27 protein-coding genes are annotated in these 24,545 nt (G+C 68.9%); 7 read left to right on the top strand and 20 right to left on the bottom strand.

What is annotated here, in order from left to right; genetic code table 11:
• Window positions 1–94: 94 nt before the first annotated feature.
• The 15 genes from K4L06_RS20965 to nth form a co-directional block, all read right to left on the bottom strand.
• A complete protein-coding gene (locus K4L06_RS20965) occupies window positions 95–1,027 on the bottom strand; it encodes a hypothetical protein (RefSeq protein ID WP_221673219.1) in 933 nt (310 codons plus the stop codon).
• Window positions 1,028–1,106: 79 nt separating this feature from the next.
• Entirely contained in the window at window positions 1,107–1,754 is a 648-nt protein-coding gene (gene rnt, locus K4L06_RS20960) for a ribonuclease T (RefSeq protein ID WP_221673218.1), read from the bottom strand.
• Between the two features lie 104 nt (window positions 1,755–1,858).
• Window positions 1,859–2,539: a DoxX family protein gene (locus tag K4L06_RS20955; protein WP_221673217.1), complete on the bottom strand. Its 681-nt coding sequence runs from the start codon at window positions 2,537–2,539 to the stop codon at window positions 1,859–1,861.
• A gap of 58 nt (window positions 2,540–2,597) precedes the next feature.
• The gene (locus K4L06_RS20950; protein ID WP_221673216.1) at window positions 2,598–3,374 is read right to left on the bottom strand and encodes a putative DNA-binding domain-containing protein; all 777 of its coding nucleotides are present in this window, start codon (window positions 3,372–3,374) and stop codon (window positions 2,598–2,600) included.
• 6 nt (window positions 3,375–3,380) lie between these two features.
• The gene (locus K4L06_RS20945) at window positions 3,381–4,238 is read right to left on the bottom strand and encodes a DUF692 domain-containing protein (RefSeq protein ID WP_255595389.1); all 858 of its coding nucleotides are present in this window, start codon (window positions 4,236–4,238) and stop codon (window positions 3,381–3,383) included.
• Between the two features lie 19 nt (window positions 4,239–4,257).
• Complete coding sequence (locus tag K4L06_RS20940; RefSeq protein WP_221673214.1) at window positions 4,258–4,674, bottom strand: hypothetical protein; 417 nt, start codon at window positions 4,672–4,674, stop codon at window positions 4,258–4,260.
• A gap of 173 nt (window positions 4,675–4,847) precedes the next feature.
• Window positions 4,848–5,363, bottom strand: a complete 516-nt coding sequence (locus K4L06_RS20935) for an RNA polymerase sigma factor (RefSeq protein ID WP_221673213.1) — start codon at window positions 5,361–5,363, stop codon at window positions 4,848–4,850.
• 311 nt (window positions 5,364–5,674) lie between these two features.
• A complete protein-coding gene (phoU, locus tag K4L06_RS20930; RefSeq protein ID WP_221673212.1) occupies window positions 5,675–6,379 on the bottom strand; it encodes a phosphate signaling complex protein PhoU in 705 nt (234 codons plus the stop codon).
• A gap of 124 nt (window positions 6,380–6,503) precedes the next feature.
• Window positions 6,504–7,313 carry a phosphate ABC transporter ATP-binding protein PstB gene (pstB, locus tag K4L06_RS20925; RefSeq protein WP_221673721.1) on the bottom strand — a complete coding sequence of 270 codons (810 nt, stop codon included), beginning with the start codon at window positions 7,311–7,313 and terminating at the stop codon, window positions 6,504–6,506.
• A gap of 37 nt (window positions 7,314–7,350) precedes the next feature.
• Entirely contained in the window at window positions 7,351–8,247 is an 897-nt protein-coding gene (gene pstA, locus K4L06_RS20920; protein WP_221673211.1) for a phosphate ABC transporter permease PstA, read from the bottom strand.
• A complete protein-coding gene (pstC, locus tag K4L06_RS20915; RefSeq protein WP_221673210.1) occupies window positions 8,247–9,221 on the bottom strand; it encodes a phosphate ABC transporter permease subunit PstC in 975 nt (324 codons plus the stop codon). The genes pstA and pstC overlap by 1 nt, the downstream gene beginning before the upstream one ends.
• Before the next feature lie 221 nt (window positions 9,222–9,442).
• A complete protein-coding gene (pstS, locus tag K4L06_RS20910; RefSeq protein ID WP_221673209.1) occupies window positions 9,443–10,525 on the bottom strand; it encodes a phosphate ABC transporter substrate-binding protein PstS in 1,083 nt (360 codons plus the stop codon).
• A 695-nt stretch (window positions 10,526–11,220) separates the two neighbouring features.
• Window positions 11,221–12,201: a phosphate ABC transporter substrate-binding protein PstS gene (pstS, locus tag K4L06_RS20905; RefSeq protein ID WP_255595762.1), complete on the bottom strand. Its 981-nt coding sequence runs from the start codon at window positions 12,199–12,201 to the stop codon at window positions 11,221–11,223.
• A gap of 235 nt (window positions 12,202–12,436) precedes the next feature.
• Window positions 12,437–13,711 carry an OprO/OprP family phosphate-selective porin gene (locus K4L06_RS20900; RefSeq protein WP_221673207.1) on the bottom strand — a complete coding sequence of 425 codons (1,275 nt, stop codon included), beginning with the start codon at window positions 13,709–13,711 and terminating at the stop codon, window positions 12,437–12,439.
• Window positions 13,712–13,856: 145 nt separating this feature from the next.
• A complete protein-coding gene (gene nth / locus K4L06_RS20895) occupies window positions 13,857–14,513 on the bottom strand; it encodes an endonuclease III (protein WP_343225795.1) in 657 nt (218 codons plus the stop codon).
• Between the two features lie 28 nt (window positions 14,514–14,541).
• Here nth and K4L06_RS20890 point away from each other — a divergent pair, with 28 nt between their 5' ends.
• Window positions 14,542–14,853: a hypothetical protein gene (locus K4L06_RS20890; RefSeq protein WP_221673206.1), complete on the top strand. Its 312-nt coding sequence runs from the start codon at window positions 14,542–14,544 to the stop codon at window positions 14,851–14,853.
• Window positions 14,854–14,858: 5 nt separating this feature from the next.
• Here the strand turns inward: K4L06_RS20890 and K4L06_RS20885 are convergent, their stop codons facing one another.
• Together K4L06_RS20885 and K4L06_RS20880 are read right to left on the bottom strand one after the other, a co-directional pair.
• On the bottom strand, window positions 14,859–15,296 hold the full coding sequence (locus tag K4L06_RS20885) for a hypothetical protein (RefSeq protein ID WP_221673205.1): 438 nt from the start codon (window positions 15,294–15,296) through the stop codon (window positions 14,859–14,861).
• An 8-nt stretch (window positions 15,297–15,304) separates the two neighbouring features.
• Window positions 15,305–16,087, bottom strand: a complete 783-nt coding sequence (locus tag K4L06_RS20880) for an enoyl-CoA hydratase-related protein (protein ID WP_221673204.1) — start codon at window positions 16,085–16,087, stop codon at window positions 15,305–15,307.
• Window positions 16,088–16,327: 240 nt separating this feature from the next.
• Between K4L06_RS20880 and K4L06_RS20875 the strand changes: the two genes are divergently transcribed.
• The 5 genes from K4L06_RS20875 to K4L06_RS20860 all read left to right on the top strand — a co-directional run bounded on the left by K4L06_RS20875 (window position 16,328) and on the right by K4L06_RS20860 (window position 21,176).
• Window positions 16,328–17,014, top strand: a complete 687-nt coding sequence (locus K4L06_RS20875; protein WP_221673203.1) for an FKBP-type peptidyl-prolyl cis-trans isomerase N-terminal domain-containing protein — start codon at window positions 16,328–16,330, stop codon at window positions 17,012–17,014.
• A 151-nt stretch (window positions 17,015–17,165) separates the two neighbouring features.
• On the top strand, window positions 17,166–17,345 hold the full coding sequence (locus K4L06_RS22815) for a DUF1289 domain-containing protein (RefSeq protein ID WP_343225794.1): 180 nt from the start codon (window positions 17,166–17,168) through the stop codon (window positions 17,343–17,345).
• Window positions 17,342–18,004 (top strand): CoA pyrophosphatase, encoded by a 663-nt coding sequence (locus tag K4L06_RS20870; RefSeq protein ID WP_343225793.1) that lies wholly within the window; start codon window positions 17,342–17,344, stop codon window positions 18,002–18,004. The genes K4L06_RS22815 and K4L06_RS20870 overlap by 4 nt, the downstream gene beginning before the upstream one ends.
• Entirely contained in the window at window positions 18,001–18,852 is an 852-nt protein-coding gene (locus tag K4L06_RS20865; protein WP_221673202.1) for a sulfurtransferase, read from the top strand. Before K4L06_RS20870 ends, K4L06_RS20865 begins: the two co-directional genes overlap by 4 nt.
• Before the next feature lie 980 nt (window positions 18,853–19,832).
• A complete protein-coding gene (locus K4L06_RS20860; RefSeq protein WP_221673201.1) occupies window positions 19,833–21,176 on the top strand; it encodes a substrate-binding domain-containing protein in 1,344 nt (447 codons plus the stop codon).
• 123 nt (window positions 21,177–21,299) lie between these two features.
• Here K4L06_RS20860 and K4L06_RS20855 read toward each other — a convergent pair whose 3' ends face one another.
• Window positions 21,300–22,058 carry an enoyl-CoA hydratase/isomerase family protein gene (locus tag K4L06_RS20855; RefSeq protein ID WP_221673200.1) on the bottom strand — a complete coding sequence of 253 codons (759 nt, stop codon included), beginning with the start codon at window positions 22,056–22,058 and terminating at the stop codon, window positions 21,300–21,302.
• A 382-nt stretch (window positions 22,059–22,440) separates the two neighbouring features.
• On the opposite strand from K4L06_RS20855, the gene K4L06_RS20850 reads away from it, so the two are divergent.
• Entirely contained in the window at window positions 22,441–22,884 is a 444-nt protein-coding gene (locus K4L06_RS20850) for a copper chaperone PCu(A)C (RefSeq protein WP_221673199.1), read from the top strand.
• Window positions 22,885–23,149: 265 nt separating this feature from the next.
• Here the strand turns inward: K4L06_RS20850 and K4L06_RS20845 are convergent, their stop codons facing one another.
• Complete coding sequence (locus K4L06_RS20845) at window positions 23,150–23,827, bottom strand: IS1595 family transposase (protein WP_221669623.1); 678 nt, start codon at window positions 23,825–23,827, stop codon at window positions 23,150–23,152.
• 111 nt (window positions 23,828–23,938) lie between these two features.
• Complete coding sequence (locus tag K4L06_RS22690; RefSeq protein ID WP_343225825.1) at window positions 23,939–24,337, bottom strand: thioesterase family protein; 399 nt, start codon at window positions 24,335–24,337, stop codon at window positions 23,939–23,941.
• Between the last annotated feature and the right edge of the window lie 208 nt (window positions 24,338–24,545).

Genomic DNA, 24,545 nt, shown 5'->3' with positions numbered 1-24,545 from the left:
CTCGCACTCCAGGAAACGAGGCCGCACGAGGCGGGCGGCCAGGGCGGGCATGTTGCGCGCGCGCAACATCGGCGCGCGGGATAGCGAATGCGCCTCAGTCGAGCCGATAGCGCTCGGCCACGGCCTCGGCGGCGCTGTCGTACTGCCACAAGACGTACTCGAACGCTTCGCCGCGCGGCGCGCCGGCTTGGCGCAGGTCGGCGCCCCACTGCTGCAGCCGGCGGCGATCCAGGTTCCGCCTCAGCGATGCCTGCAGGAGTTGGCGCCGTTCCGCATCGACGAATGCCGCCGGCAGCACGTCCGGCACGATCGGCTTCGAGGGCGCGTCCAGCAGATGGGCGTTGAGCCAATCGGCGAGGTGGAAGCCGCCGCTGTCCAGCGCGCTCGGATAAGCGCCATCGATGAGGACCGGCGCCGCGCCGGCCAGCCAGACCACCCAGCCGGCGCGCCAGAACGGGTCGGCGATGCGCATGACCGAATCCAGCCAGTGGGCGAGTCGCTCGGGATCCAGGTAGGTTGCGATCAAGATGCAAGAGGCGGAAAACGCGTCGCTCGGGTCGAGCATGTCGCCGTGCCGGGTTCCGCGCTGCCACGGCGAGCAGAAGGCGTTTTTCTGCATGCCCGATGCGTTCCATAGCGAAGGCGCGAACATTGCTCGCCCCAACGTATCCAGCAAATCCTGGCGCAGGTTCGCGGGCAGTCGTTCGCCATCGGGATAATGGACGAAGGTGGCGGTGATCAGGCCGCTGAGCAATCGACTGTCGTCGAACGCTGCCGCGTCGGATCGGCCGAGCAGTTCCAGCGCGCGCGGCAGCAGGAACGCGAACCACAGGCTCCACTCGCGCAGCGGGCCGAACGCGACCGGTCCGGAAGCCAATTCGTACAGCGCCGAGTCGAGTTCGTCCCGCGGCCATCGCGACGGATCGTCGTGCATCAGCGCCGGGTACATGCGCCGCGTCTCGCCCATGAACCAGGCTTCGCCCATCGGCTGCTTCGGCACTCGGGTCAGGGCGCGCAGGCGCTGCAAGGCGGTTCGGTCCGGCCCTTGGCCGGGGATCCAACGGTATTCGTCCATCGACGGTCCGTGTCGTTGAATTACGCCAGGTTCAGCCGCGCGCAGCGCCCGCCGGCCAGGCGTTGACGATCTTGCAGAACAGCTCGGCGGTGCGTTCGGTGTCGTAGACCGCCGAATGCGCCTCCTGCGCGTTCCAGGACAGGCCGGCGGCCTGCACGGCGCGGGCGAGCACGGTCTGGCCGTAGGCGACGCCGGCCAGGGTCACGGTGTCGAACACGCTGAAGGGGTGGAAAGGATTGCGCTTGTGGCCGCTGCGCGCGACCGCGGCATTGAGGAAGTTGAGGTCGAAGTGGGCGTTGTGGCCGACCAGGATCGCGCGTTGGCAGCCGTGGCGCTTGACCGCCTCGCGCACCGGCGCGAACACCTGCTCCAGCGCCTGCCGTTCGGGCTTGGCGTCGCGGAACGGATGGTCGATGTCGATGCCGGTGACTTCCAGCGACTTGGGGTCGATCAGGGTGCCCGGGGCGGGCACCACATGGGCGCTGGCGACCGCGCCCGGCACCAGCCGGCCTTCGCCGTCGAGCTCGAGCGGCTGCACGGCGATTTCCAGCAGGGCGTGCTTGTTCCAGTCGAAGCCGCCGGTCTCGACGTCGACGACCACCGGCAGGTAGCCGCGGAAACGGGTGGCGAGGGTAGGGGGCGCGACGGGGGCGGTTGCGATGGGGCCGGTTTCGATCATGGACGAAAGCCTAGCAGGTTGATGCTGAGCCTTCGTCCGTACGCGGCCCCGGCCTCGCGCATGGCCGCCGCCGCGGTCCGGCCGCGGCGGCAGGCAGGGGCGGTTCAGTTCGCCGGCGCGAGCGTGCAGCCCGGCGCGCGCCGGGCGCCGACGAGCAGGGCCGCCGCGCCGAGTCCGGCCAGGGCCAGGCCCGGCGCCGGCAGCAGCATCGCCACGAGCAGGCCGAACGGCGCCAGGACCAGGCCCCAGCCGAACAGATCGGCGCGCGGCGCGGTCGCCGGCAGCGCCGCGCGGCGCGTCAGCCGGGCGTCCAGGCTCAGCCGCCCGGCGCCGCCGAGGATCAGCGGCCACAGCATGGCCAGGAAGATCAGCGGCAGCTTGTAGTTGCCGGCGCCGCTGTCGCGGATCGCATAGCCTTGCGCCAACTGGGCCAGGCCCATCCAGTCCTGCGGCCAGTGCACAGCGGCGGTGGCGACCACGGTCAGCGCGAACAGCGAAGCGGCGGCGAAGCGGGTGGCCAGGCCGAGCAGCAGTGCGGCCGCGCCGAGCAGTTCGAACCACGTCGCCAGCGACCAGCTCAATGACGCCGGCACGCGGTCGAACGGGAACGGGAAGTTGGCCATGATTTCGCCGAACCAGTTCTCGCCGCGCAGTTTCTCGCGTCCGGATTCGAAGAATTCCCAGGCCAGGATCAGGCGCAGGCCTACGGGCGCCAGCCAGGCGCCGACGCCGGCGAGGCGGTCGCGCAAGGACAGGCAGGACTTGATCAGGCAGAACGACGGCATTGCGGGCACTCCACGGTCGCGCCGGAAATGCCGGCGCTTTACCGATAAGAGGCGCCGCTCAGGCCGAAGGGTTCGCCGCGGCGAAAAAAATCACCGCGTTGGCGCGCATCTGCCGCAGCAGGCCGTGGCCGAGTTCGAGGAACCCGGCCGGATCGTCGCTGCCGGCCTCGGCGGCGAGCGCGGCGAGTTGTTCGCGCGCGCTCAACTGCGGCGCCTCGCCGATGCGTTCGATCAGGCGGTAGGCCAGCGGGCTGAGTTCGGAGAAGCGGACCTCGCCGTCGGCCTCGCGGCGCAACAGCAGCAGGCTCGGCGCGGCGGGGGCGCGGTCGGGCTCGAAATCCGGGCCGATCCGGTGTACCGGCCAGGCATAGGCCAGCGGCCAGGCCAGCGGCGACAGTTGCGGCGGGTGTTCGAGCAGGTCGGCGTCGGCGATGCCGGCGTCGTCGCGGGGCGCCTGCGCTTCGCTGAGCTGCAGGGCCAGTTCGACCCATTCGTAATGCGCCAGCTCGGACAGGAACGGCGGGTCGTCCGCGTTCTCGCGCTGCTCCAGGTAGCGCATGAACTCGCGCGCGATCTCGGGGAACAGTGGCGTGCGGCAGCGGTGGTCGCGATAGAAGTCGCGCACCATGCGCGGCCAGCGCTCGTCGCCGAGCAGGCGGCGGATGACCGGGAAATTGCCGGCCAGCAGGCCTTCGATGTTGTTGAACAACAGGTCGCGGTAGATGCCCAGGCGGCGGTCTTCCAGGCCGGCCGGGGCCGGGCTGGCCTGCGGGTCGCGCAGGTGCCGGGTCAGTTCGAACTGCTGCGCGCGCAGGCGCGAGGGAGCGTCGTTCATGGGGGCTCAGCCGCGCGCGCGGCGGGCGGCGGCAGGCGCGGCCTGGGCCAGGATCCGGCGCACCTGGCCGAGTTCGCCGACCAGCTCTTCGTAGGGCGGGAAGTTGAAGTCGCGTTCGAGCAGGGTCGGGCGCTGGCCGAACAGCCGGTAGGCCTCGCCGAGCAGCGACCACACCGCATCCTTGACCGGCGCGCCGTGGGTATCGACCTTGAGGTCTTCGGCCTCGTCGTAGTGGCCGGCGACGTGCAGGTAGGCGATCCGCTCGGCCGGCATCGCGGCCAGGAAGGCGCGCGCGTCGTAGCGGTGGTTGATCGAATTGACGTAGACGTTGTTGACGTCGAGCAACAGCTCGCAGTCGGCCTCGGCCAGCACCGCCAGGGTGAACTCGATTTCGCTCATCTCCTGGTGCGGCGCGGCGTAGTAGGAGGCGTTCTCGATCGCGATCCGGCGCCCGACCAGGTCCTGGGTGCGGCGGATGCGCGCGGCGACGTGGTGCACCGCCTCTTCGGTGAACGGAATCGGCAGCAGATCGTAGAGGTGGCCGTCGTCGCTGCAGTAGCTCAGGTGCTCGCTGTAGCAGGCGACCCGGTGCTCGTCGAGGAAACGCCGGACCCGGACCAGGAAGGTCTCGTCCAGCGCTTCGGTGCCGCCCAGCGACAGCGACAGGCCGTGGCAGACCAGCGGGTGGCGCGCGCCGAGTTCGCGCAGGGCCTCGCCGTAGCGGCCGCCGACGCCGATCCAGTTCTCCGGCGCGCATTCGAGGAAATCGAAATCCCCGTCCGCGGCGGACTGCAGCGGGCCCAGCAGGGCCCGCCGCAGGCCGAGGCCGACGGCATCCGGTTTCAGGGGACGCGTGCCGTCCATCGTCATCGCGTGGCGGCGATTAGACCGAACCGCCGCACTTGCCTTCGCCGCACTTGCCCTCGCCGGCCTTCTTGGCCGCCGGCTTGGCGTCGGCGGGCTTGGCCGCGTCCTTCTTGTCGCCGCCGCACTTGCCTTCGGCGTGCTTCTTCTTGTCGGCGCCGCACTTGCCTTCGCCGCACTTGCCCTCGGCGGCCTTCTTGTCGGCGCCGCAGCTGCCTTCCTTCGCCTTCTTGTCTGCGCCGCAGGTGCCTTCGGCCTTCTTGGCGTCGGTGGCCTTGGCGTCGACGGCCTTGTCGGCGGTCTGCGCCGACTGCGCGCCCAGCAGGTAGCCCTGCGACAGATCGGTCATCGCGAACGCGGAAGCCGACAGGCTCAGGCCGCCGATCAGGGTGGCGCCGAGGGCGAGGGCGACGGGCTTCTTGATTTGCTTGGACATGGAATGACTCCTACGTGGCGATGTCGGCGGTTATCCGCCGGTTGGGATGACGGTCCGACAGGTCGGGTCCGTGGTTTGCGCTGAATTCGGGTTTGCGGGTACAGAGCGTGGGTCGAACCAAAGGGAATACGCAATCCGGCGCGGCCGGGTGCCATGCGGCGGGCGGCGCGGGGTCAAGTCTGCAGGTACTCGCGGGCGAGCACGCGGGCGCGGTGCAGGCGCGACTTGACCGCTTCGCGGGTCATGTCCAGGCGCGCGCCGAGCTCTTCGACGGTCAGCCCCTCCAGGTCGCGCAACAGGATGATCTCGCGGTAGTGCGCGGGCAGGGATTCCAGCGCGGCGGCGACGTCGTGGCGCCACTCGACCGGTTCCGGGGTCGTCACCGGCATGATCTCCTCGCCGATCGGCTGGCCGGCGAGCAGGCGCCGGGCGCGCTTGAGCCGGTTGCATTCGCGCTTGACGATGCGGAAGGTCCACGACACGAAGCATTCCAGCACGCGCAGGTCGCGCAGCTTGCGCGAGACGGTGATCAGGCTTTCCTGGACCGCGTCCTCGACGTCGTTGATGACGCAGTGGAATTCGGCGTAGCGCCGCAGGTCCTGGCGCGAATGCGTCAGCACGCGTTCGAGCGCCGCCCGATCGCCCGAGCGGGCCGCCGCCAAATCTCCGTTGGCCATCAGCAGGGTCATGCCGGTCCTCCTCCGGGTTGCCAAAATACACCGCCGCGCAGCGCTGCGGGCATGTACCAAGAGTCGGGGGAGGGGCGAACGGGTTCGCGCAACGCGACCTGGGTCGCGTTTTGTTCAGAACGGATTCAGTCCGCGCCGCATGAAACCGTTTGCATGCGCGGCATCGCGGCGAAATCGCGATTCATCGGCCGGCCCGCGCCGGCACGGCGCGGCGGCAACGGCGAAGGCGAGCCTGCCGGCCGGACTTCGGCGCAGGCCGGATTATGTTGCGGCGCAGCGCGGACGGGCGCGTTCGGCGTCCGTCCGCGGGCTCAGACCGGGCTGGCGGTGTTGGTGTCGTCGCGCTTCTCGCGCGGCGGCAGCGGATGCTCGCCCTTGACCAGGAACCAGACGTTCTCGGCGATGTTGGTGGCGTGGTCGCCGATGCGCTCGATGTTCTTGGCCATGAACAGCAGGTGCGTGCAGGCGGTGATGCTGCGCGCGTCTTCCATCATGTAGGTCAGCAATTCGCGGAACAGGCCGGTATAGGCGGTGTCGATCTCGGCGTCGCGCGCGCGCACCCGTTGCGCCAGCTCGACGTCGTTGTCGCGGTAGGCGACCAGCACGTCGCGCAGCTGCGCCACCGCCAGGGTGCCCAGGGCGTGCAGGCCGGCCACGTGCGGCAGCGGCGGCGCCAGGTTCAGCGCGGTCGAGCGCTTGGCGACGTTGGCGGCGTAGTCGCCGACCCGCTCGATGTCCGAGGCGATCCGGATCGCGGCCAGGATCTCGCGCAGGTCGCGCGCCATCGGGCCGCGCAGGGCCAGCTTCATGACGTCGTGGCTGATCTCCTGCTCCAGCGCGTCGATCGCCTCGTCGTTGGCGATGATCCGCTCGGCGGCCTTGTCGTCGCGGCGCTGGACCACGTCGAGCGCGGCTTCCAGCTGAGCGGCCGCCATTTCGCCCATGCGCAGGGTCTCGTCGAGCAGCCGGCGCTGCTCGTCGTCGTAGCTTTTGACGATGTGGTCGTGCATGGTCATGGTCGGCAATAGGGAATGGGGAATAGGGAATGGAAAAGACGAAGCGGGGAGGGCGGGAGATTCCTGGAGACTGGGAGGAGTGCTTTAACCATTCTCTATTCCCGATTCCCCATTCCCGGCCACATCAACCGAACCGGCCGGTGATGTAGTCCTCGGTCTGCTGCTTGGTCGGCTGCGAGAAGATCTGCTCGGTCGCGCCGTGCTCGATCAGGTCGCCGAGGTACATGAAGGCGGTGAAGTCGGAGACGCGCGCCGCCTGCTGCATGTTGTGGGTCACGATCGCGATGGTGTAGTCCTTCTTCAGCTCCTCGACCAACTGCTCGATGCGGCTGGTCGAGATCGGGTCCAGCGCCGAGGTCGGTTCGTCGAGCAGCAGCACGTCCGGGCGCAGGGCCACGGCGCGGGCGATGCACAGGCGCTGCTGCTGGCCGCCGGACAGGCCGAGCGCGCTCTGGCCGAGCTTGTCCTTGACTTCGTCCCACAGCGCGCCCTGGCGCAGGGCCTGCTCGACGCGGTCGTTCATTTCCGACTTGGACAGCTTTTCGTGGTGGCGGATGCCGTAGGCGACGTTCTCGAAGATGGTCATCGGGAACGGCACCGGCTTCTGGAACACCATGCCGACCTTGCTGCGCAACCGGTTCATCGGATAGCGCGCATCGAGAATGTTCTCGCCGTCCAGCAGCACTTCGCCGCGCGCCTCCAGCTTCGGGTACAGGGCGTAGATGCGGTTGAAGATGCGCAGCAGGGTCGACTTGCCGCAGCCGGAGGGCCCGATCAGCGCGGTGACGCGCTTTTCCGGGATCTCCAGGTCGATGTTCTTCAGCGCGTGGAACTTGTCGTAGTAGAAGTTCAGGCCGCGCGCGGCGAGCTTGACCGGCGCGTCGGCGGATGCCGCGCGCTCCGGGGTGGCGACGGTGAGGCGGGGCTCGTTCATGGCGGCCGGGGTACGGGCGACGGAGATGTTGGACAGGTCAGTCATTGGAGATCCGATTGCGCAGCACCAGGGTGCGGGCGAGCAGGCTGACGATCAGGACGAAGAAGGTGAGGACCAGGGCACCGGCCCAGGCCAGGGTTTGCCAAGTCTCGTACGGGCTGCCGGCGAACTGGTTCATCACCACCGGTACGCTGGCCATCGGCTGCAGCACGTTGTGGTTCCAGTACTGGTTGCCGAAGGCGGTGAACAGCAGCGGCGCGGTCTCGCCGGAGATGCGCGCCAGGGCCAGCAGCACGCCGGTGACGATGCCGGCCGAGGCGCTGCGGTACAGCACCTGCACGATCACCTTCCACTGCGGCACGCCCAGCGACAGCGCCGCTTCGCGCATCTGCGCCGGAACCAGGCGCAGCATCTCGTCGGTGGTGCGCACCACCACCGGCAGGACGATGAAGGCCAGCGAGATCGCGCCGGCGAGGGCGGAGAAATTGCCGCCGGTCTGCATCACCACCAGGGTGTAGACGAACAGGCCGAGCACGATCGACGGCGCCGACAGCAGGATGTCGTTGACGAAGCGCACCACGGTGCCGATCTTGCGCCCCGCGCCGTACTCGGCCAGCCAGGTGCCGGCGGCGATGCCCAGCGGGGTGCCGATCGCGATCGCGATCGCGCACATCACCGCGCTGCCGAAGAAGGCGTTCATCAGGCCGCCTTCCTGCATCGGCGGCGGGGTGTTCTGGGTGAACAGCGCCCAGTTGATCCCGCCCAGACCCTTGGCGATCAGGGTGTAGAGGATCCAGCCGAGGAAGAACAGGCCGAACCCGGCGGCGGCGCTTGCCAGCAGCACCGACACGGCGTTGATCAGGCGGCGGCGCCGGTACAACGCGTCGGCGGTGCGATGGCGTTGCTGCAGGGCAGCGTTGGCGGCGGCGCTCATCAGGTGCCCTCCTTGCGCGAGAGTTTCAGCAGCATCAGCCGCGCGGCGGCGAGCACGACGAAGGTGACGATGAACAGTACGAAGCCGAGCAGCAGCAGGGCCGAGCGGTAGGTCTCGGTGGCTTCGCCGAAGTCGTTGGCGATCAGCGCGGCGATGGTGGTGCCGGGTTCGAGCAGCGAGGCCGAGAAGTTGACCGAGTTGCCGATCACGAAGGCCACCGCCATGGTCTCGCCGAGCGCGCGGCCCAGGCCGAGGAAGATGCCGCCGATCACCGCCGAGCGGGTGTAGGGCAGGACGATGTCCCAGCTGACTTCCCATCGGGTCGAGCCCAGCGCGTAGGCCGATTCCTTCAGCCGCGTGGGCACGGTCAGGAACACTTCGCGCATCACCGAGGAAATGAAGGGGATCACCATGATCGCCAGGACGATGCCGGCGGTGAGCATGCCGATGCCCAGCGGCGGGCCCTGGAACAGCTTGCCGATCACCGGCCAGGTGCCGACGTTGTCGTTGAGCCAGGGGGTGACGTGTTCGGTCATCACCGGGACCAGCACGAACAGGCCCCACATGCCGTAGATGATCGAGGGGATGCCGGCGAGCAGTTCGATCGCGGTGCCGATCGGACCGCGCGCCCAGCGCGGCGCGACCTCGGTCAGGAAGAAGGCGATGCCGAAGCTGACCGGCACCGCGATCAGCATCGCGATCAGGGCGGTGACCACGGTGCCGTAGATCGGTACCAGCGCGCCGTACTTGTCCTCGACCGGATTCCATTCGGCGGTGACGAAGAAGCTCAGGCCCTCATGGGCGAGCACGTGGCGGCCGCCCCACAGCATCGACAGGGCGGCGCTGGCGAGGGCGAACAGGACGAAGACGACGGTGGCGGTGAGCGCGTAGCGGAACAGGCGGTCGTTGCGCGCGTCCTTGACGTCGCGCGCGGCGGGCGCGGTCGGGGCGGCGGGTAGGGCGGTCGCGTTCATTGGCGGGTGTCGGTCCGGCGGGGCCACGCGTGGGATTGGGGTTGCTGGCGGGTGTTGCGGTGAAGTGTTGTGCCGTCATCCCCGCGAAGGCGGGGATCCAGGGCTTCATCGCGACGTGGCTTCCAGGTAGGAGGCACGGCGCTGAAGGCTTTGGATTCCCGCCTGCGCGGGAATGACGTTCCGACAAAGCCGCGCCCGCTGCGCGGGCGCGGGTCAGAACGTCACTTGAACTCCGCGCCCCAATACGCCTCGATCTGCTTGACCAGTTCCGCCGGCAGCGGCACGTAGTCCAGCGACTGCGCCTGGGACTGGCCGTTCTCGAACGCCCACTTGAAGAAGGCGCGGGTGTCGGCGCTGCGCTTGGCGTCCTTGGGCTGCTTGTGCATCAGGATGAAATTGGTCGCGGTGATCGGCCAGGACTTCTCGCCGGCGGCGTTGGTGATCACCAGGTTGAAGTCCTTGGCGTTGGCCCAGTCCGCGGTCGCGGCGGCGGCCTGGAAGGCCTCGGCGCTGGGCTGGACGAACTGGCCGGCCGCGTTCTGCAGCTGGGTGTGGGCCATCTTGTTCTGCAGCGCGTAGGCCAGCTCGACGTAGCCGATCGAACCCTTGATCTGCTTCACGTACGAGGCCACGCCCTCGTTGCCCTTGCCGCCGACGCCGCCCGGCCACTGCACCGAGGTGCCTTCGCCGACCTTGGTCTTCCACTCCGGGCTGACCTTGGACAGGTAGTTGGAGAAGTTGAAGGTGGTGCCCGAGCCGTCGGAGCGGTGGACGATGTTGATCTTCAGGTCGGGCAGGGCCACGCCCGGGTTGGCCGCGGCGATCTTGGCGTCGTTCCACTTCGCCACCGTGCCGAGGAAGATCTCGGCCAGCAGCGGGCCGGTCAGGCGCAGCTGACCCGGGGCGATGCCGTCGACGTTGACCACCGGCACCACGCCGCCGATCGCCGAGGGGAACTGGCCCAGGCCGGCGGCGGCGAGCTCGTCGCTGGCCAGCGGCTTGTCCGAGGAGCCGAAATCGACCGTGCCGGCCTTGATCTGGGCGATGCCGCCGCCGGAGCCGATCGACTGGTAGTTGACCTTGGCACCGGTGGCCTTGTGGTAGTCGTCCGACCACTTGGACAGCAGCGGGTAGATGAAGGTGGCGCCGGCGCCGGTGATCTGGGCGGCGACCTGGTCGCCGGCCGGGGCGGCCGCCTCGGTCTTGGCGTCGCCGGCCGGGGCCGGGGACTGGCTGCCCGAGCACGCCGCGGCGGCGAGCGCGATGGCGAGGGAGAGGACGGCGATACGGGCCGGCGATTTCATGACTGCTCCAGGAGGGGCCGGCGTGGGCGCCGGCTGGGTGGCGCCATTTGATGATCTTTTTGTTACACCGCTATGACATGGATCGGTAATGAATCTGTAGCGAAGCGCCGTTCCGGGTGCCGGACGTCGCGGTTTGGCGGGGTCGGGCTGCGGTCTGGCGGTCACAAACGCCCCGGCGTCGGGATTCGGGCGTGACCGCGGCACGGGCGATACGGGAGGGCGTTCGCGGCCCTGAGGATCGGGGGATCGGGGGGCGGGATGGTGCGATCGTGGGGATGACGGTGTGGGAGAGCGGCATCCTCTCCTGCCGTCGTTCCCGCGAAAGCGGGAACCCAGGGCTACACCGAGGCAGGGCGCTGAAGTCTCTGGATCCCCGCTTTCGCGGGGATGACGGTGTTGGGGGCGGGCTGCGGTCTGGCGGTCACAAACGCCCCGGCGTCGGGATTCGGGATTGGGATTTGGGATGCGGGCTGAAACTCCCAGGCCGTCATCCCCGCGAAAGCGGGGATCCAGAGACTTCAGCGCCCTGCCTCGGTGTAGCCCTGGGTTCCCGCCTTCGCGGGAACGACGGCAGGAGGGATTTAGCTGCCCCGCCCCCAATCCCCAAAAACAACAACGGGCCCGAAGGCCCGTTGCGCGATCTGCTTCCCCTGGCGGCGACCGATAACCCCCCGGTCCGGTCGCCTCCGGACCGATCAGTAGTTCATGTTCGCCGACCAGTAGGTCTCGATCTGCTTGACCAGCGCGTCCGGCAGCGGCACGTAGTCCAGCGACTTGGCCTGAGCGTCGCCGTTGGCGTAGACCCAGCGGAAGAATTCCTTGGCGTTCTTGGCGCCGGCGGCGTTCTTGGGCTGCTTGTACATCAGGATGAAGTTGGTCGCGGTGATCGGCCAGGAGTTCTCGCCCGGCGCGTTGGTCATGACCAGGTAGAAATCCTTGGCGGTCGCCCACTGCGCGCTCGCGGCGGCGGCGGAGAAGGTCTCGTCGGTCGGCAGCACGTACTTGCCGTCGGCGTTCTTCAGGCGCGAATAGGCCATCTTGTTCTGCAGCGCGTAGGACAGCTCGACGTAGCCGATGCCGCCCTGGATCTGCTTGACGTAGGCGGCCACGCCTTCGTTGCCCTTGCCGCCGATGCCGGTCGGCCACTTGACCGCGGTGCCTTCGCCGACCGAGCTCTTCCACTCGCCGCTGACCTTGGACAGGTAGTTGACGAAGTTGAAGGTGGTGCCCGAACCGTCGGAGCGGTGGACGACGGTGATCTTCTTCGCCGGCAGCTTGAGGCCGCCGTTGAGGGCGACGATCGCCGGGTCGTTCCACATCGTGACCTTGCCGAGGAAGATGTTGGCGAGGGTCTCGCCGTCGAGCTTCATCGCGCCGGAGGCCACGCCCGGGACGTTGACCACCGGCACCACGCCGCCGATCACCGACGGGAACTGGGCCAAGCCGAACTTGGCCAGTTCCTCGGGCTTGAGCGGGGCGTCGGAAGAGCCGAAATCGACCGTCGCGGCCTTGATCTGGGCGATGCCGCCGCCGGAGCCGATCGACTGGTAGTTGACCTTCTTGCCGGTGGTCTTGGCGTAGTCGGCCGACCACTTCGACATCACGGGGTAGACGAAGGAAGCGCCGGCGCCGGTGACGTCGGCGGCCTGCGCGGTGACGGCGAGCGCGCTGGCCATGGCGATGGCGCTCAGGCGGAAGGACAGGGACTTGAACACGGTGGGCTCCTGAAAAGAGACGGCTGGCACGTAACCGTTGCCGCGCATTTGATAACGGTCCGATGACCGCTGCGAGGCACTTATGTGACAGCCGGATGACACGGCGCGGGCCGTGGCGCGGGAAAAATAAGGGCGCGGCAGCGCCGCGCCCGTAACGACCGTCGCCGATCGGAGGGGGAGAGATGACCGGAACCGCTTACCAGTAGAACTGGACGCGCGCGGTGATGATGTTCGGGCTGTCGTCGACCACGCGGTTGAAGGTGCGGTTGTTGTAGCGCGGGTTCTGCGAGTAGGTCGCGCTGGTGCGGCCGATGTACTTGGAGCTGTCGACCATCGAGTAGTCGAGCATGAACTTGAAGTTCGAGCGCCAGTACCAGTTCACGCCGACGGTCCAGGCGTCCATCTCGCCGCCGAGCACGCCGGCGACGATCGGCGCCGCGGTCGGGGTCGCGCCCGGGCGCAGCGAGCCGTCGTTGAGGTCGATCTTGTCGTAGCGCACGCCGACCTGCCACATGCCGCTGGCGGGTTCGTCGGGCAGCGGGGTGGTCGGCACGCCGGCCTTGTAGCCCCAGGTTTCGCCGGTGATGTTCCACACGCCGCTGACGTACCAGCTGTCGCCGGTGAACTTCTTGCCCGGCTGGGTGCTGGCGCGGGTCGCGTAGCGGTCGAATTCCGAACGCATGTACTCGGCCTGCAGCTTGAACGGACCGCGCACCCACATTGCCTCGGCGCCGATGGTGTTCTGGCGGTCGACGTTGAGCATGTTGCCGGTGTCGACCAGGCGGCCGGCGGCCAGGTCGGCCTGCGGACGGGTGCGGATGCGGGCGGTGTCGGCGTCGGTGTCGAGGTCGACGTAGGACAGGCCGAAGTGCAGCAGGTTGCCCTTCTCGTTGATCGGGGCGAAGGTGCCGCGCAGGCCGAAGCCGGCGCCGTGCGCCAGGTTGCGGGTCAGCTCGCGGCCGAAGTAGCTGGCGGTGATGCTCCAGTCGTTGGTGCCGTAGCTGTAGGCGGCGCCGAGGCGACGGGCGACGCCGAAGGTGTTGGTGACCATCGCCTTGGAGACGAAGTCGTTGTTCTTGGTCGAGGACAGCTCTTCCAGGCTGTTGGGCTGCTTGAACTGGCCGACCTGGATGTAGTGGTTGCTGTCGCCGCCGAGCTTGTACTTGACGTTGACGTCGAGGAACTTGTCGGCCTTGGCGTCGTAGCCGGCGACCCACTCGATGTTGCCCGGGCCCTTGCCCTTCAGGACCAGCTCGGCGCGGCGCAGCTCGTTGTCGCTGTCCTTGCCGTCCGGCAGGTCGGCGTTGAGGTTCAGGACGTCGCTGTTGAAATCGTTGTAATCCGCCTGCAGCAGGCCTTCGAAGGAGACTTCGGAGTCGCCGATGACGTCCAGCGCGACTTCGGCATGCGCGGCGGGAGCGGCCAGCACGGCGAGCAACGCTACGGCGAGGGTGTTACGCGAGAGTTTCATGGTCTAGCCCTGAGGCGTGGAGTGATGGCGCGCAGGCTAGGGTGTGAAAGTTGCGTAAATGTGACAGATCTGACTTATTTCTCCGGGATGACCGCGCGATGACGCCGGCGCAACCGTCCTGCGTCGAATCGGATTTCCTTGCGAATCAGATGGCTACGGGCTCCGGCTCGCCCGGCGTCTTGTCCGTAAAGCGGCACAGATCGCGGATCGCGCAATGCGGGCAATCGGGCTTGCGCGCCTTGCAAACGTAACGTCCGTGCAAGATCAGCCAGTGGTGCGCGTCCTGCAGGTACTGCGCCGGCACCGCTTTCAGCAGCGCGTCCTCGACCGCGCGCACGTCCTTGCCGGGAGCCAGGCCGGTGCGGTTGGAGACCCGGAAGATATGCGTGTCGACCGCCATCGTCGGCTCGCCGAACGCGGTGTTGAGGACCACGTTGGCGGTCTTGCGGCCGACGCCGGGCAGGGCTTCGAGCGCGGCGCGGTCGCGCGGCACTTCGCCGCCATGACGCTCCAGCAACTGTTGCGACAGCGCCACCACGTTCGCCGCCTTGGTGTTGAACAGGCCGATGGTGGCGATGTACGGCTTGAGCCCCTCGACGCCCAGCGCGGCGATCGCCTGCGCCGTGTTGGCGACCGGGAACAGCTTGCGCGTGGCCTTGTTGACGCCGACGTCGGTGGCCTGCGCTGACAGCGCGACCGCGACCAGCAATTCGAACGGCGTGGCGTATTCCAGTTCGGTGGTCGGGTGCGGATTGAGCGCGCGCAGGCGCGAGAACATCTCCTCGGCTTCGGCCGGGCTCAAGCGCGGCGTGCGCTTGCCGGCGCGCGGCTTGGATGCCGGCGAGGACGACGCGGACCGGTTCGGCTTGGCCGCTGCGCGCGGCGTCGACGGAATCTCTGTCGCCGCCTTGGATCGCGACGGACGCGGTTTCGACGGCGCCGGCTGGGCCGTGCCGGCTTTGGACCTCGCGCCTTTGGACGGCAGCGCTTTGGACGGCGCCGCTTTGGACGTCGCGGCCTTGGGCGCGGCGGTTGCGGCGGAGCGGGCGGCCTTCGGTCCGGAGTCGGCGGAGGGGTGTGCGGGGCGCTGGCGCGAGGCGGGCTTGGGCATGCGGACGATGCGGAGGCAGTGGGGCGGGTGAACGGTTCAGTCCGGCGGTCGGCCGGCGGCTTTCGCCTTGGCCCGGGCCAAGGCCGCGGCGGCGGCGGCGGGCAGTGCGGGACGCGGCGGCGCAGTCGCTGCGGCAGGCGCCTGCGGCGCCGATGCCTGCGCGACTGCGGCGGCCGTTGCCGCCACGCCGGCGCGTTGCGCCGCGCGCTCGGCGGCGCGGCGTTGCAGGCGCGCTTCGCGCGCCCGGTAGCGCTCGCGCGCGGCCAGCGCGCGCAGGCGCGCCTCGCGCGCCGCGCTCAGGCGCTCGCGGCAGTCCGGCGCGCAATGCGCGCAATCGGGCGCGATCGCGTCGGCCAGGCCCAGGTCCAGCGCGCGGTCGAGATCGTCCTCGGCCAGGGCCAGGACGATCGCGTGCGCGACGGCCGCGTCGGCGGTGCAGCCGCAGCGGCAGGGCAGGGGCGCGGACGAGGCCATGGTGCGGCTCAGCGGCCGGCGAAAGCCGGCTTGCGCCGTTCCAGGAAGGCGCCGGTGCCTTCGCGCATGTCCTGGGTCGAGAACATCAGGCCGAACTGCGCGGTTTCGTATTCCAGGCCTTCTTCGATCCCGCATTCGCCGCCGACCGCGACGCAGTCGAGCACGCCGCGCAGGGCCAGCGGCGCCGAGGCGGCGAGCTGATCGGCCAGCTTGTAGGTTTCGCTCTCCAGCTCCGCCGCCGGCACCACCCGGTTGACGATGCCCAGTTGCTGGGCGCGGGCGGCGTCGATCGGCGCGCCGAGCAGGCACAGCTCCAGGGTCGCCGCGCGCCCGGCCAGGCGCAGCAGGCGCTGGGTGCCGCCGAAGCCGGGAATCAGGCCGAGGTTGACTTCCGGCTGGCCGATCTTGGCGTTGTCGCCGGCGATGCGCAGGTGGCAGCCCATCGCCAGTTCCAGGCCGCCGCCGAGGGCGAAGCCGTTGATCATGCCGATGACCGGCTTCGGCATTTTCTCGATCCGGCGCATCAGCTTCTGCCCGCGCAGGGAGAAATCGCGGCCCTCGACCGGGGTCAGACCGTTCATTTCGGCGATGTCGGCGCCGGCGACGAAGGCCTTGGGGCCGGCGCCGGTCAGGATCACCGCGCGCACCGCCGGATCGGCCGCGGCGGCCTCGAAGGCGGCCAGCAGGGCGTCCAGGGTCGCGGCGTTGAGCGCGTTCAGCTTGTCGGGGCGATTGACGGTGATCTGGCGCACGGCGCCGCGATCGGCGATCAGCAGGGGCGATTCGGTCATGTGATGGCCGTTGGGTTTCGGGAAAGGGAGGCGGACGCGCCCGCCGCGGAACTCTGCGCCCGCGGCGCGGTCGTAGCGGGACGGCGTCAGTGGCGGTTAAGCGCTGCCGCCGGTATCCTAACCCGTCCTGTCGGCCGCTTACGACCGAGCCAGGGCTTTCAAATCGGGACAGGTTGACGATGTCCCCAGCCGATCGGGGCGGCGCAGGTCGCCCCGTGCCATTAGCGGAGATTCCACCGAATGAAGTTGCGTCTGATTGCTGCCGCCGTTGCGGCCCTGGCTCTGACCGCCGGCAACGCCGTCGCGCAGGACACTTCTACCGAGAAGGGCAAGCTGAGCTATGCGCTCGGTTACGACCTCGGCCGCAATGCCGTGGAAAGCGGCGAACAGGTCGACGTGAACACCATCGTCAAGGGCCTGCAGGACGGTTACTCCAAGAAGCAGCCGTCGGTGCCGGTCGACCAGCTGCGCACTGCGGTGCAGAACATGCAGAAGCGCCAGCAGGACAAGGCCAAGGCCGAGTGGGACAAGGCCGCGTCCGAGAACAAGACCAAGAGCGACGCTTTCATCAACGCCAACAAGTCCAAGGCGGGCGTGAAGGCGCTGCCGAGCGGCGTGCAGTACCGGGTGATCGAGAACGGCACCGGCGCCAAGCCGACCCAGGCCAGCACCGTGGCCCTGGAAGTGGCCGGCCCGTACCCGTTCGGCGAGCGTCCGGCGCAGGCGCGCCCGGCCAACTCGATCCCGGCGATCAAGGTCAGCGAGATCGAAATGGCGGCGATGCGCGAAGTGCTGCTGCAGATGCCGACCGGTTCGAAGTGGGAAGTGACCCTGCCGTCGGACAAGGCCTACGGCGCCGACCCGCGCACTCCGTTCCCGCCGAACGTCGCGGTGCAGTTCGAGATCAAGCTGGTCAGCGTCAAGTAAGACCCGCTTCGCAACACCCACTTGCGCCGGCTCGTCCGGCGCAAGTCGTTTCTGCGGCCGGCGCCGTCCGGCCGCCGCATTCGCCGTCCGCGCGCCGGCTGCGGTCGGCCGCCGCGCGAGGCACAATGGCCGCATGGCCAGGTTGGACGACATGACGACTTTCCGCGCGGTGCTGAGCCCCTGCATCGGCATCTGCCAACTCGGCGACGACGGCCTGTGCCAGGGCTGCTTGCGTACCACGGCCGAGATCGCGCGCTGGTCGCAGATGAACGACGACGAGCGCCTGCGGCTGATGGAGCAGGTGCTGCCGCTGCGCGAAACGGGCCGATGAGCCGGGCCGCGTTCGCCGAGGGCTTCGGCGCCGAATTCCTCGCCGCCGATTCGCCCGCGCGGATCCGTCTGCTGGCCGCGCTGCATCCGCTGGACGCCGCGCCGGAGAGCGACGGCTGGAACCTCGACGACCTCAGCGGCCTGCTGCCCGACGACACTTTGCGCGCGCAGGCGGCGGTGCTGGTCGGGCTGGTGCCGCGCGCCGACGGCGTGCAGGTGCTGCTGACCCGGCGCACCGACGGGCTGCGCCAGCACGGCGGCCAGGTCAGTTTTCCCGGCGGCCGGATCGAACCCGACGACGTCGACGCGGTCGCCGCGGCGCTGCGCGAAACCCAGGAGGAAATCGGCGTGCCGGGCGCGCTGATCGCGCCGCTGGGCTTCCTCGACCCCTTGGTCACCATCACCGGCTTCCGGGTGTTGCCGCTGGTGGCGACGATCGACCCGGGCTACGTCGCCCGGCCGGATCCGAACGAAGTGGCCGAAGTGTTCGAAGTGCCGCTGGCGTTCCTGCTCGACCCCGACAATCTCACCACCCGCGCGCTCGACTACAAGGGCCGCGCGCGCCACGTGCTCGAGTACCGCTGGCCGGACCAGCGCATCTGGGGCGCGACCGCTTCGATGCTGTTGAACCTGCGGCAACGACTGGAGACGATCCGATGATGCAGTGGACCACCCTGGTGTCGGCCGAAGACCTGGCCGCGGCGCTCGGCCGGCCGGACCTGATCGTGATCGACACGCGCACCTCGCTGACCGACCGCGCCGCCAGCGAGCAGGCCTACCGCGACGCGCACATCCCCGGCGCGCGCTACGCCGACCTGGATCGCGACCTGTCCGACCACCGCAAGCGCGGCGGCGGACGCCATCCCTGGCCGGACGCGGCGGATTTCACCGCGCGCCTGGGCGAGTGGGGCATCACCCCGCAGCACCAGGTCGTCGCCTACGACAGCGCCGACGGCGCTTTGGCCGCGGCGCGGTTGTGGTTCCTGCTGCGCGTGCTCGGCCACCGCCGCGTGGCCGTGCTCGACGGCGGCTGGCAGCGCTGGAGTGCGCTCGGCCTGCCGACCGACGCCGAACTGCCGGCGCCGCAGCCGGCGCGCTACGAGGCCGAATACGACCGCCGCCGGCTGCTCGACGCGCAGGACCTGCGGGCGCTGCTGGATTCCGGCGGCCTGTTGATCGACGCCCGCGCCGGCGAGCGTTTCCGCGGCGAGGTCGAGCCGCTGGACCGCGTCGCCGGACACGTGCCGGGCGCGCGCAACCGCGCCTTCGCCAGCAATCTGGCCGACGGCCGGTTCAAGTCGGGCGAGGTATTGGCGCAGGAGTTCGCGCCCTTGCTCGGCGATCGCGCGCCGGGCGAAGTCGCGGCGATGTGCGGCTCCGGCGTTACCGCCTGCCATCATCTGTTGGCGATGGCGCACGCCGGTTTCGACGGCGCGGCGTTGTACACCGGTTCGTGGAGCGGCTGGATCGAAGACCCGCAGCGTCCGGTGGCGACCGGCGAAGAGTGAGCTTCCGCCGCGACGTCGCCCCGGTTCGTTTCTGTCTGCCTTTCGCCCGTTTGCCGCGTCATTGTCCTATGCCCCCTGTAGGAGCGGCGTCCCACAGGGATTTCCTTCGGTCATAAGCCGCGACCGCGGGACGCGCAGAAGATCCAAGGCCGACGTCATCGATCGAAGCCCAAGGCCATCGCCTGTAGGAGCGGCGCAAGCCGCGACCGACATCCCGCCCGTTCGCCGCGTCTTTGTCCTACGCCCCTGTAGGAGCGGCGTAAGCCGCGACCGCGTTCTTACGGCCTCGCGCCGTCTGTCGTTCGAAAGCTTCTAAAGCGCCAAAGCTCTTAAAACAAAGCTTCCGTCCGCAAGCGGCCGGGTCACTTTCTTTGTCCAAGGCGACAAAGAAAGTAACCAAAGAAAACGCCATGGCTGTTTCGAGTCAAAAGCCACTATGGGACGAGGCCTGCGCGGGGCTGCTCCGCACAGGCCGTCCCTGGCCTGGCTGCGCACGGCCCGCATCCCTGCGGGCCGCCCTTCGGGGCTTCAGGGCGTTCTCGCGAGTTCGCTGCGGCGCCAAGCTCTTCACTGCAACCGCAACCGCAACCGCAACCGCAACCGCAACGGCAACGGCAGGCCGCCCGCGGTGCTTGAAGGGTAGGAGCGGCGCAAGCCGCGACCGCGCTGCTGCGGCCTCGCGCGGTTTGTGTTCGAAGGCTTCAAACGCCTCAACGGCAACGGCAGGCGGTGCGGGGGACGTTGGGGGTAGGAGCGGCGTCTCGCGGGGATTTCCTTTGATCACAAGCCGCGACCGCCATGTTCGGTGCTCGCCGCGCTTCTTCTTATGTTCCGTTGGGCGGGCGCACCTGCATTGATTTGTTGCAGCTTGGCGAAATAAAGATATTCCGCTTCGTCATTAATGTGCTTCGTGTCGCGTAATCGTCGCGTCACAGGTCGTGGCCATTCTTGCGCGCACTCTTACAGGGGGAGTGCGCATCATGTTGCGCCTGGTTCTGAATTTCTTTGTTGCGATCTTGTGCTCGCTCGCGTTGTGCGTGCAGGCGCAAGCGCAGGATGCCGAGCGCGTGCGCATCCACGGCTCGCACACGCTGGCCTACGCGCTGACGCCGGCGCTGGCCGAGTCCTGGCTGCGGGATATCGGTTATGTCGGTATCCGCCACGTTCGTCCTCGCGCCGGGCTCACCGAAATCCATGCGCTGCGCGACGGGCTGCCGCTGGTGGTGGAGATCGAATCCAGCGATTCGGCGCGCGGCTTCGCCGATCTGGTCGAGGGCAATGCGCAGATCGCGATGACGACCCGGCGTCCGAACGCGGCCGAGCTCGATGCCGGTTGGCAGCTCGGCGATCTGGCTTCGCAGGATCAGGAATTCGCGGTCGCGCTGGACGGGATCGCGGTGGTGGTCGCGCGCGACCATCCGCTGGTGCGCCTCGATGTCGGTCAGCTGCGGCGGCTGTTCTCGGGCCAGGCGCGCGACTGGCGCGAGTTCGGCGCGGCGGCGGGCGAGGTGCATCTGCATCTGATGCCGGGCGCAGGCGCGGTGCGCGACCTGATGAACGAGCGGGTCATGCGCGGCGCCGCGTTCGGCGAAGCGCAACTGCATGCCGGCGCCGAGCAGTTGGTCGCCGCGGTCGCCGCCGACCGGCAAGCGATCGGACTGATTCCGATCGGCGCGCACTACGGCGCCGGCACGCGCCCGCTGGCGATCGCCGACGGCGGCCGGGCGGTGGCGCCGACCCATACCGAGGTGCTGTCGGAGGATTATCCGCTGAGCCGGCGCCTGTACTTCTACGGCGGCCAGATGATGGGCGCCCTGAGCCGCAGCTTCGCCCTGTACGCGATGGCCCGCTCCGGCCAGCGTGCGGTCGCGCGCAGCGGCCACCTGGCGATGACCCTGATTCCGGGCCGGGCCCGCCGCATCGCCCAGGGCCCGGGCGAGTACCGGCGACTGGTCGCCGATGCGGTGCGGTTGCCGCTGAGCCTGCGCTTCAATTTCGCCGGCGGCGGCGAAAGCGGGGTGGCGGCCAGCGTCTACGACAGCCGCACGGTGCGCGACCTCGACCGCCTGCGCCGTTTCATGCAATTGCCGCCGAATCGCGGCCGGCGTTTGCTGGTGATCGGTTTCGCCGACATCAGCGCCGGCTCGAGCATGGCGGCGATGATGATGAGCAACGACCGCGCCGACCTGGTCGCGCAGGAACTGATGGCGCGCGGCCTGCGGGTTGAGCAGGCGCGCGGCATGGGCACCGCGCTGGCGCTGGCCGCCGCCGGCGTTGTGGGCGCCCGCTATCGGAACGAGCGGGTGGAGATCTGGATGCTGTGACGCCAGGAGCGAGCGTAGAGGAGCGAGGAGCGAGCAAAAGCGGCTAGTGGGCAAAACCAGCAGAAACGACGGGCTGGCTTCCGCTCGCTACTCACTCCTCTGCGCGCACTCCTCGCCCTTGCTTTACTTGCGCAGCTTCGCCACCAGCGACTTCAACGCCGTCTGCGTATCGACCCCGTACCAGGCCTCGATGAAGCGATCGAGTTCGATGTGCTCGGGACGCAGCGCATCGACCAGGTCGGCGCGGGCGAGGGCGCGGGTGTGCAGCATCGCGCTGCGCGGCAGGCTCAGCAGGTGCTCCAGCCAGACCTTGCCGCGGGTGGCGACGTGTTCGATCTCGACCAGTTCGTCGACTAGGCCGATGCCGAGCGCGGTTTCGGCGTCGACCAGTTCGCCGGCGACCAGCAGGCGCTCGGCGCGGTAGGTGCCGACCACGCGCCGCATCAGGCGCTGGATGCCTTCCGGCGCGACCAGGCCGACCTCGGTCTCGTTGAGGCCGATGCGGAACGGCCCGGAGGCCATGATCCGGTAGTCGCAGCACAGCGCCAGCACGCAGCCGCCGGCCGGGGCGTGGCCGCCGATCGCCGCGACCACCGGCACCGGCGAGGAGGCCAGGGTGCGGGCCAGGCCGAAAAAGGCCTGCCAGGCCAGCAGCAGTTGATCCTTGCGCTCGCCCAGCGAGAGCAGGTACGGCACGTCGAGGCCGGCCGAGAACACCTTCGGCCCGCCGCTGAGGACGATGCCGTGGGCGCCGTGGCTGACGGCGCTTTCCAGCGCTTCGCGGGTGGCGTTGCACAGTTGCGGATCGAGCGCGTTGACCGGCGCGCGGCTCAGGCGGATCTCGACGATGTCGCCGTGGGATTGGGTTTCTACGAAGCTCATGGGTTGAAGTCCTGGGGCCAGCGATAGCGCACGGTGTGGGTCGGCGGAGGGCGCCTGCGGCGGCCATCGCCGGATCGACGCCGGCGTGGCGCCGGTCCTGGCGTTCGCCGGCCGATCGGACGACACGATCCCCCAATCGCACCAGCGCGGCAAGGGTCGGGCGATGCGAACCGTGGCGGAGTGCGGTTTCGCGTTGCGGCGATGGCTGCGGAACTATTCGCTGATGGCTTGTCCGGTACGGTTGTCGGGATGCGGGAGCGAGCGGAGCGGAGAGCGTGAGAGCGGGGGACGCTCGCTACTCGTTCCTCTTCGCTCGTTCCTCTCAACTCCCCTTCACCGCCCCCGGCGCTATCATGGGGTCATGAACGCATCTCGCATCGCAATGGGACTCCTGCTGGCGCTGACGATCGCGGCGCCGTCCGCGGCGCTGGCCGCATCGGCTGCGCCGGCCAAGCGCTGCGCGGCGCAGGTCCGCGAAGGCTGGCTGCGCTTGCCGCCGATGCAGATGCCGATGATGGCCGGCTTCGGCCGGATCGAGAATCGTTGCGCGGCGCCGGTGGTCATCGTCGGCGCCAAGAGCGCGGCCTTCGGCGAGGTCAGCCTGCACGAGACCCGGGTGGTCGACGGGGTCAGCAAGATGCGGCCGGTGCCGGAGCTGCGGATCGCGCCCGACGGCGCGGCGGTGCTCAAGCCGGGCGGCCTGCATCTGATGCTGATGCAGCCGCACAAGCCGCTGAAGGCGGGCAGCCGGATCGCGGTGGAGTTCGCGCTGAAGGACGGCGGCACCCTGCTGGGCGAATTCGAAGTGCGCAAGCCGACGCCCTGAGCGCGGCCGCTTGTCTTGGCCCCGGCGAGGCCGCGGTTCCCCTGCAGGAGCGGCGTAAGCCGCGACTGCAAGATGCGCAGAAGACGTAACCGTCTCTGCGCCATTCGCAATCGCTTTGCCGCATCGTCGCGGCCGCCTTCATGCGGCTGCGCGGTTCGGTGTGGGGGGCGAGGTGGCGCAGGACAAGAAGCTAGAAGCTAGAAGCTAGAAGCAAATCCCCCCCCTGGCCCCCCTTTTTCAAGGGTCTTAGGAAGCAAACAGCCCCTCAGAGTGGGTTGGATCGTAGCAACTTGAGGGTCGCCCGGTAGAGGTCTTCGTGGCGGTGGTTGAAGCGGAACTCGCACTCCTTCAGGTGCAGGTAGAAGGTGGCCTTGGGCACCCCGTTGAATTTGGCCAGGCGCCGCTTGGCGAAGCTCCAGAAGCTCTCGATGCCGTTGATGTGGTTGTCGCCCTCGGCGAAATGATTGCCGCTGTGGCGAATGCGCCAGTGCTTGGCATAGCCCAGGTCGACCAGGCCGTCGTAGCTGGACAGACAGTCGGAGAGGATTTCGCTCTCCAGGCGAATATGCCCACGAATTAAGGCCTGAAGCGTGGCGGTTTTGCAGTTGGGGACGATCTGGGTGTAGACGTGCTGGCCGCGTTTGAGCATGCCGAAGACGATGGTTTTCTTGCCGGCGCCGCGGCCGCGTTTGCCGCGCACGCGCCACGGTCCGAAGAAGGATTCGTCGACTTCCACCTGGCCGGTGAACGGCGAATGCTGCTCGCATTCGGTGGCGATGGCACGACGCAAGGCAAGGAAGATCGAGTTGACCGATCGCACGCTCAACCCGGTCAGTTGCGCGGTGCTGGTCGCGGTCAGGTCCAGGGCCCAGCAGCGCACGAGGGCCCGAAATCGGGCCTCGCTGATTTTCGAACGGCTGTAGTACCTATTTTTCTTATTCATTTCAGGAAGATAGCTGCGTTATGAGGCAGCTTTGCTTCCTAAGACCCTTTTCAAAGGGGGGAATGGCATTCGAAAGGGGGGGCGTTCGAGGGGGCGCGAAGGCTGGCCGGATCAGGCCGGGCTGCAGGCCGCGCGCACGGCATCGGGCAGGGCCGCGGCCTGGCCGGTTTCGCGGTGGATCCAGACCATCACCACGTTGCCGTCGCAATACAGCGCGGAAGGATCGTTGGCGCCGACGATGCGATGGCCGACGGTGACGCTGGTGTTGCCCAGGCGTTCGACGAACAGTTCGACATCGATCTCGTTCGGCCACTCGATCGGACGACGGTAGTTGAGGTGGGCGGCGGCGACCACCGGCGCGACGTGGTCGTCCATGCCGTGGCCGGGCAGGGTCACCATCCAGCGCAAACGCGCTTCCTCGAGGTAGCTGAGGTACTTGGAATTGTTGACGTGATTGAAGGCGTCGAGGTCGCGCCAGCGCACCGACAGCGGCACCTTGATCAGCGCGATCGGCGCGGGCGCGGCGGCTGGCGCGGGCGCAGCGGGGACCACGGCGGCAGCGGCAAGCGCTGCCGGAACGACGGCGGCTTCGGCCGCTACCGCGGCAGGCGCCGCGGCTTCGACGGCGACGGCCGCTTCGGGTTTCTTGCGCGCGCGCGGGGCGCGCTTGCGCGGCGCCGGCTTTTTCTTGCCGGCGGCCGGCGTGGACGGGGTATCG

This window comes from Lysobacter sp. BMK333-48F3 (genome assembly GCF_019733395.1).
Classification (GTDB): domain Bacteria; phylum Pseudomonadota; class Gammaproteobacteria; order Xanthomonadales; family Xanthomonadaceae; genus Lysobacter.
Note: the sequence above shows the minus strand (reverse complement) of the source record. Positions and strands in the feature narration are given on the sequence as shown.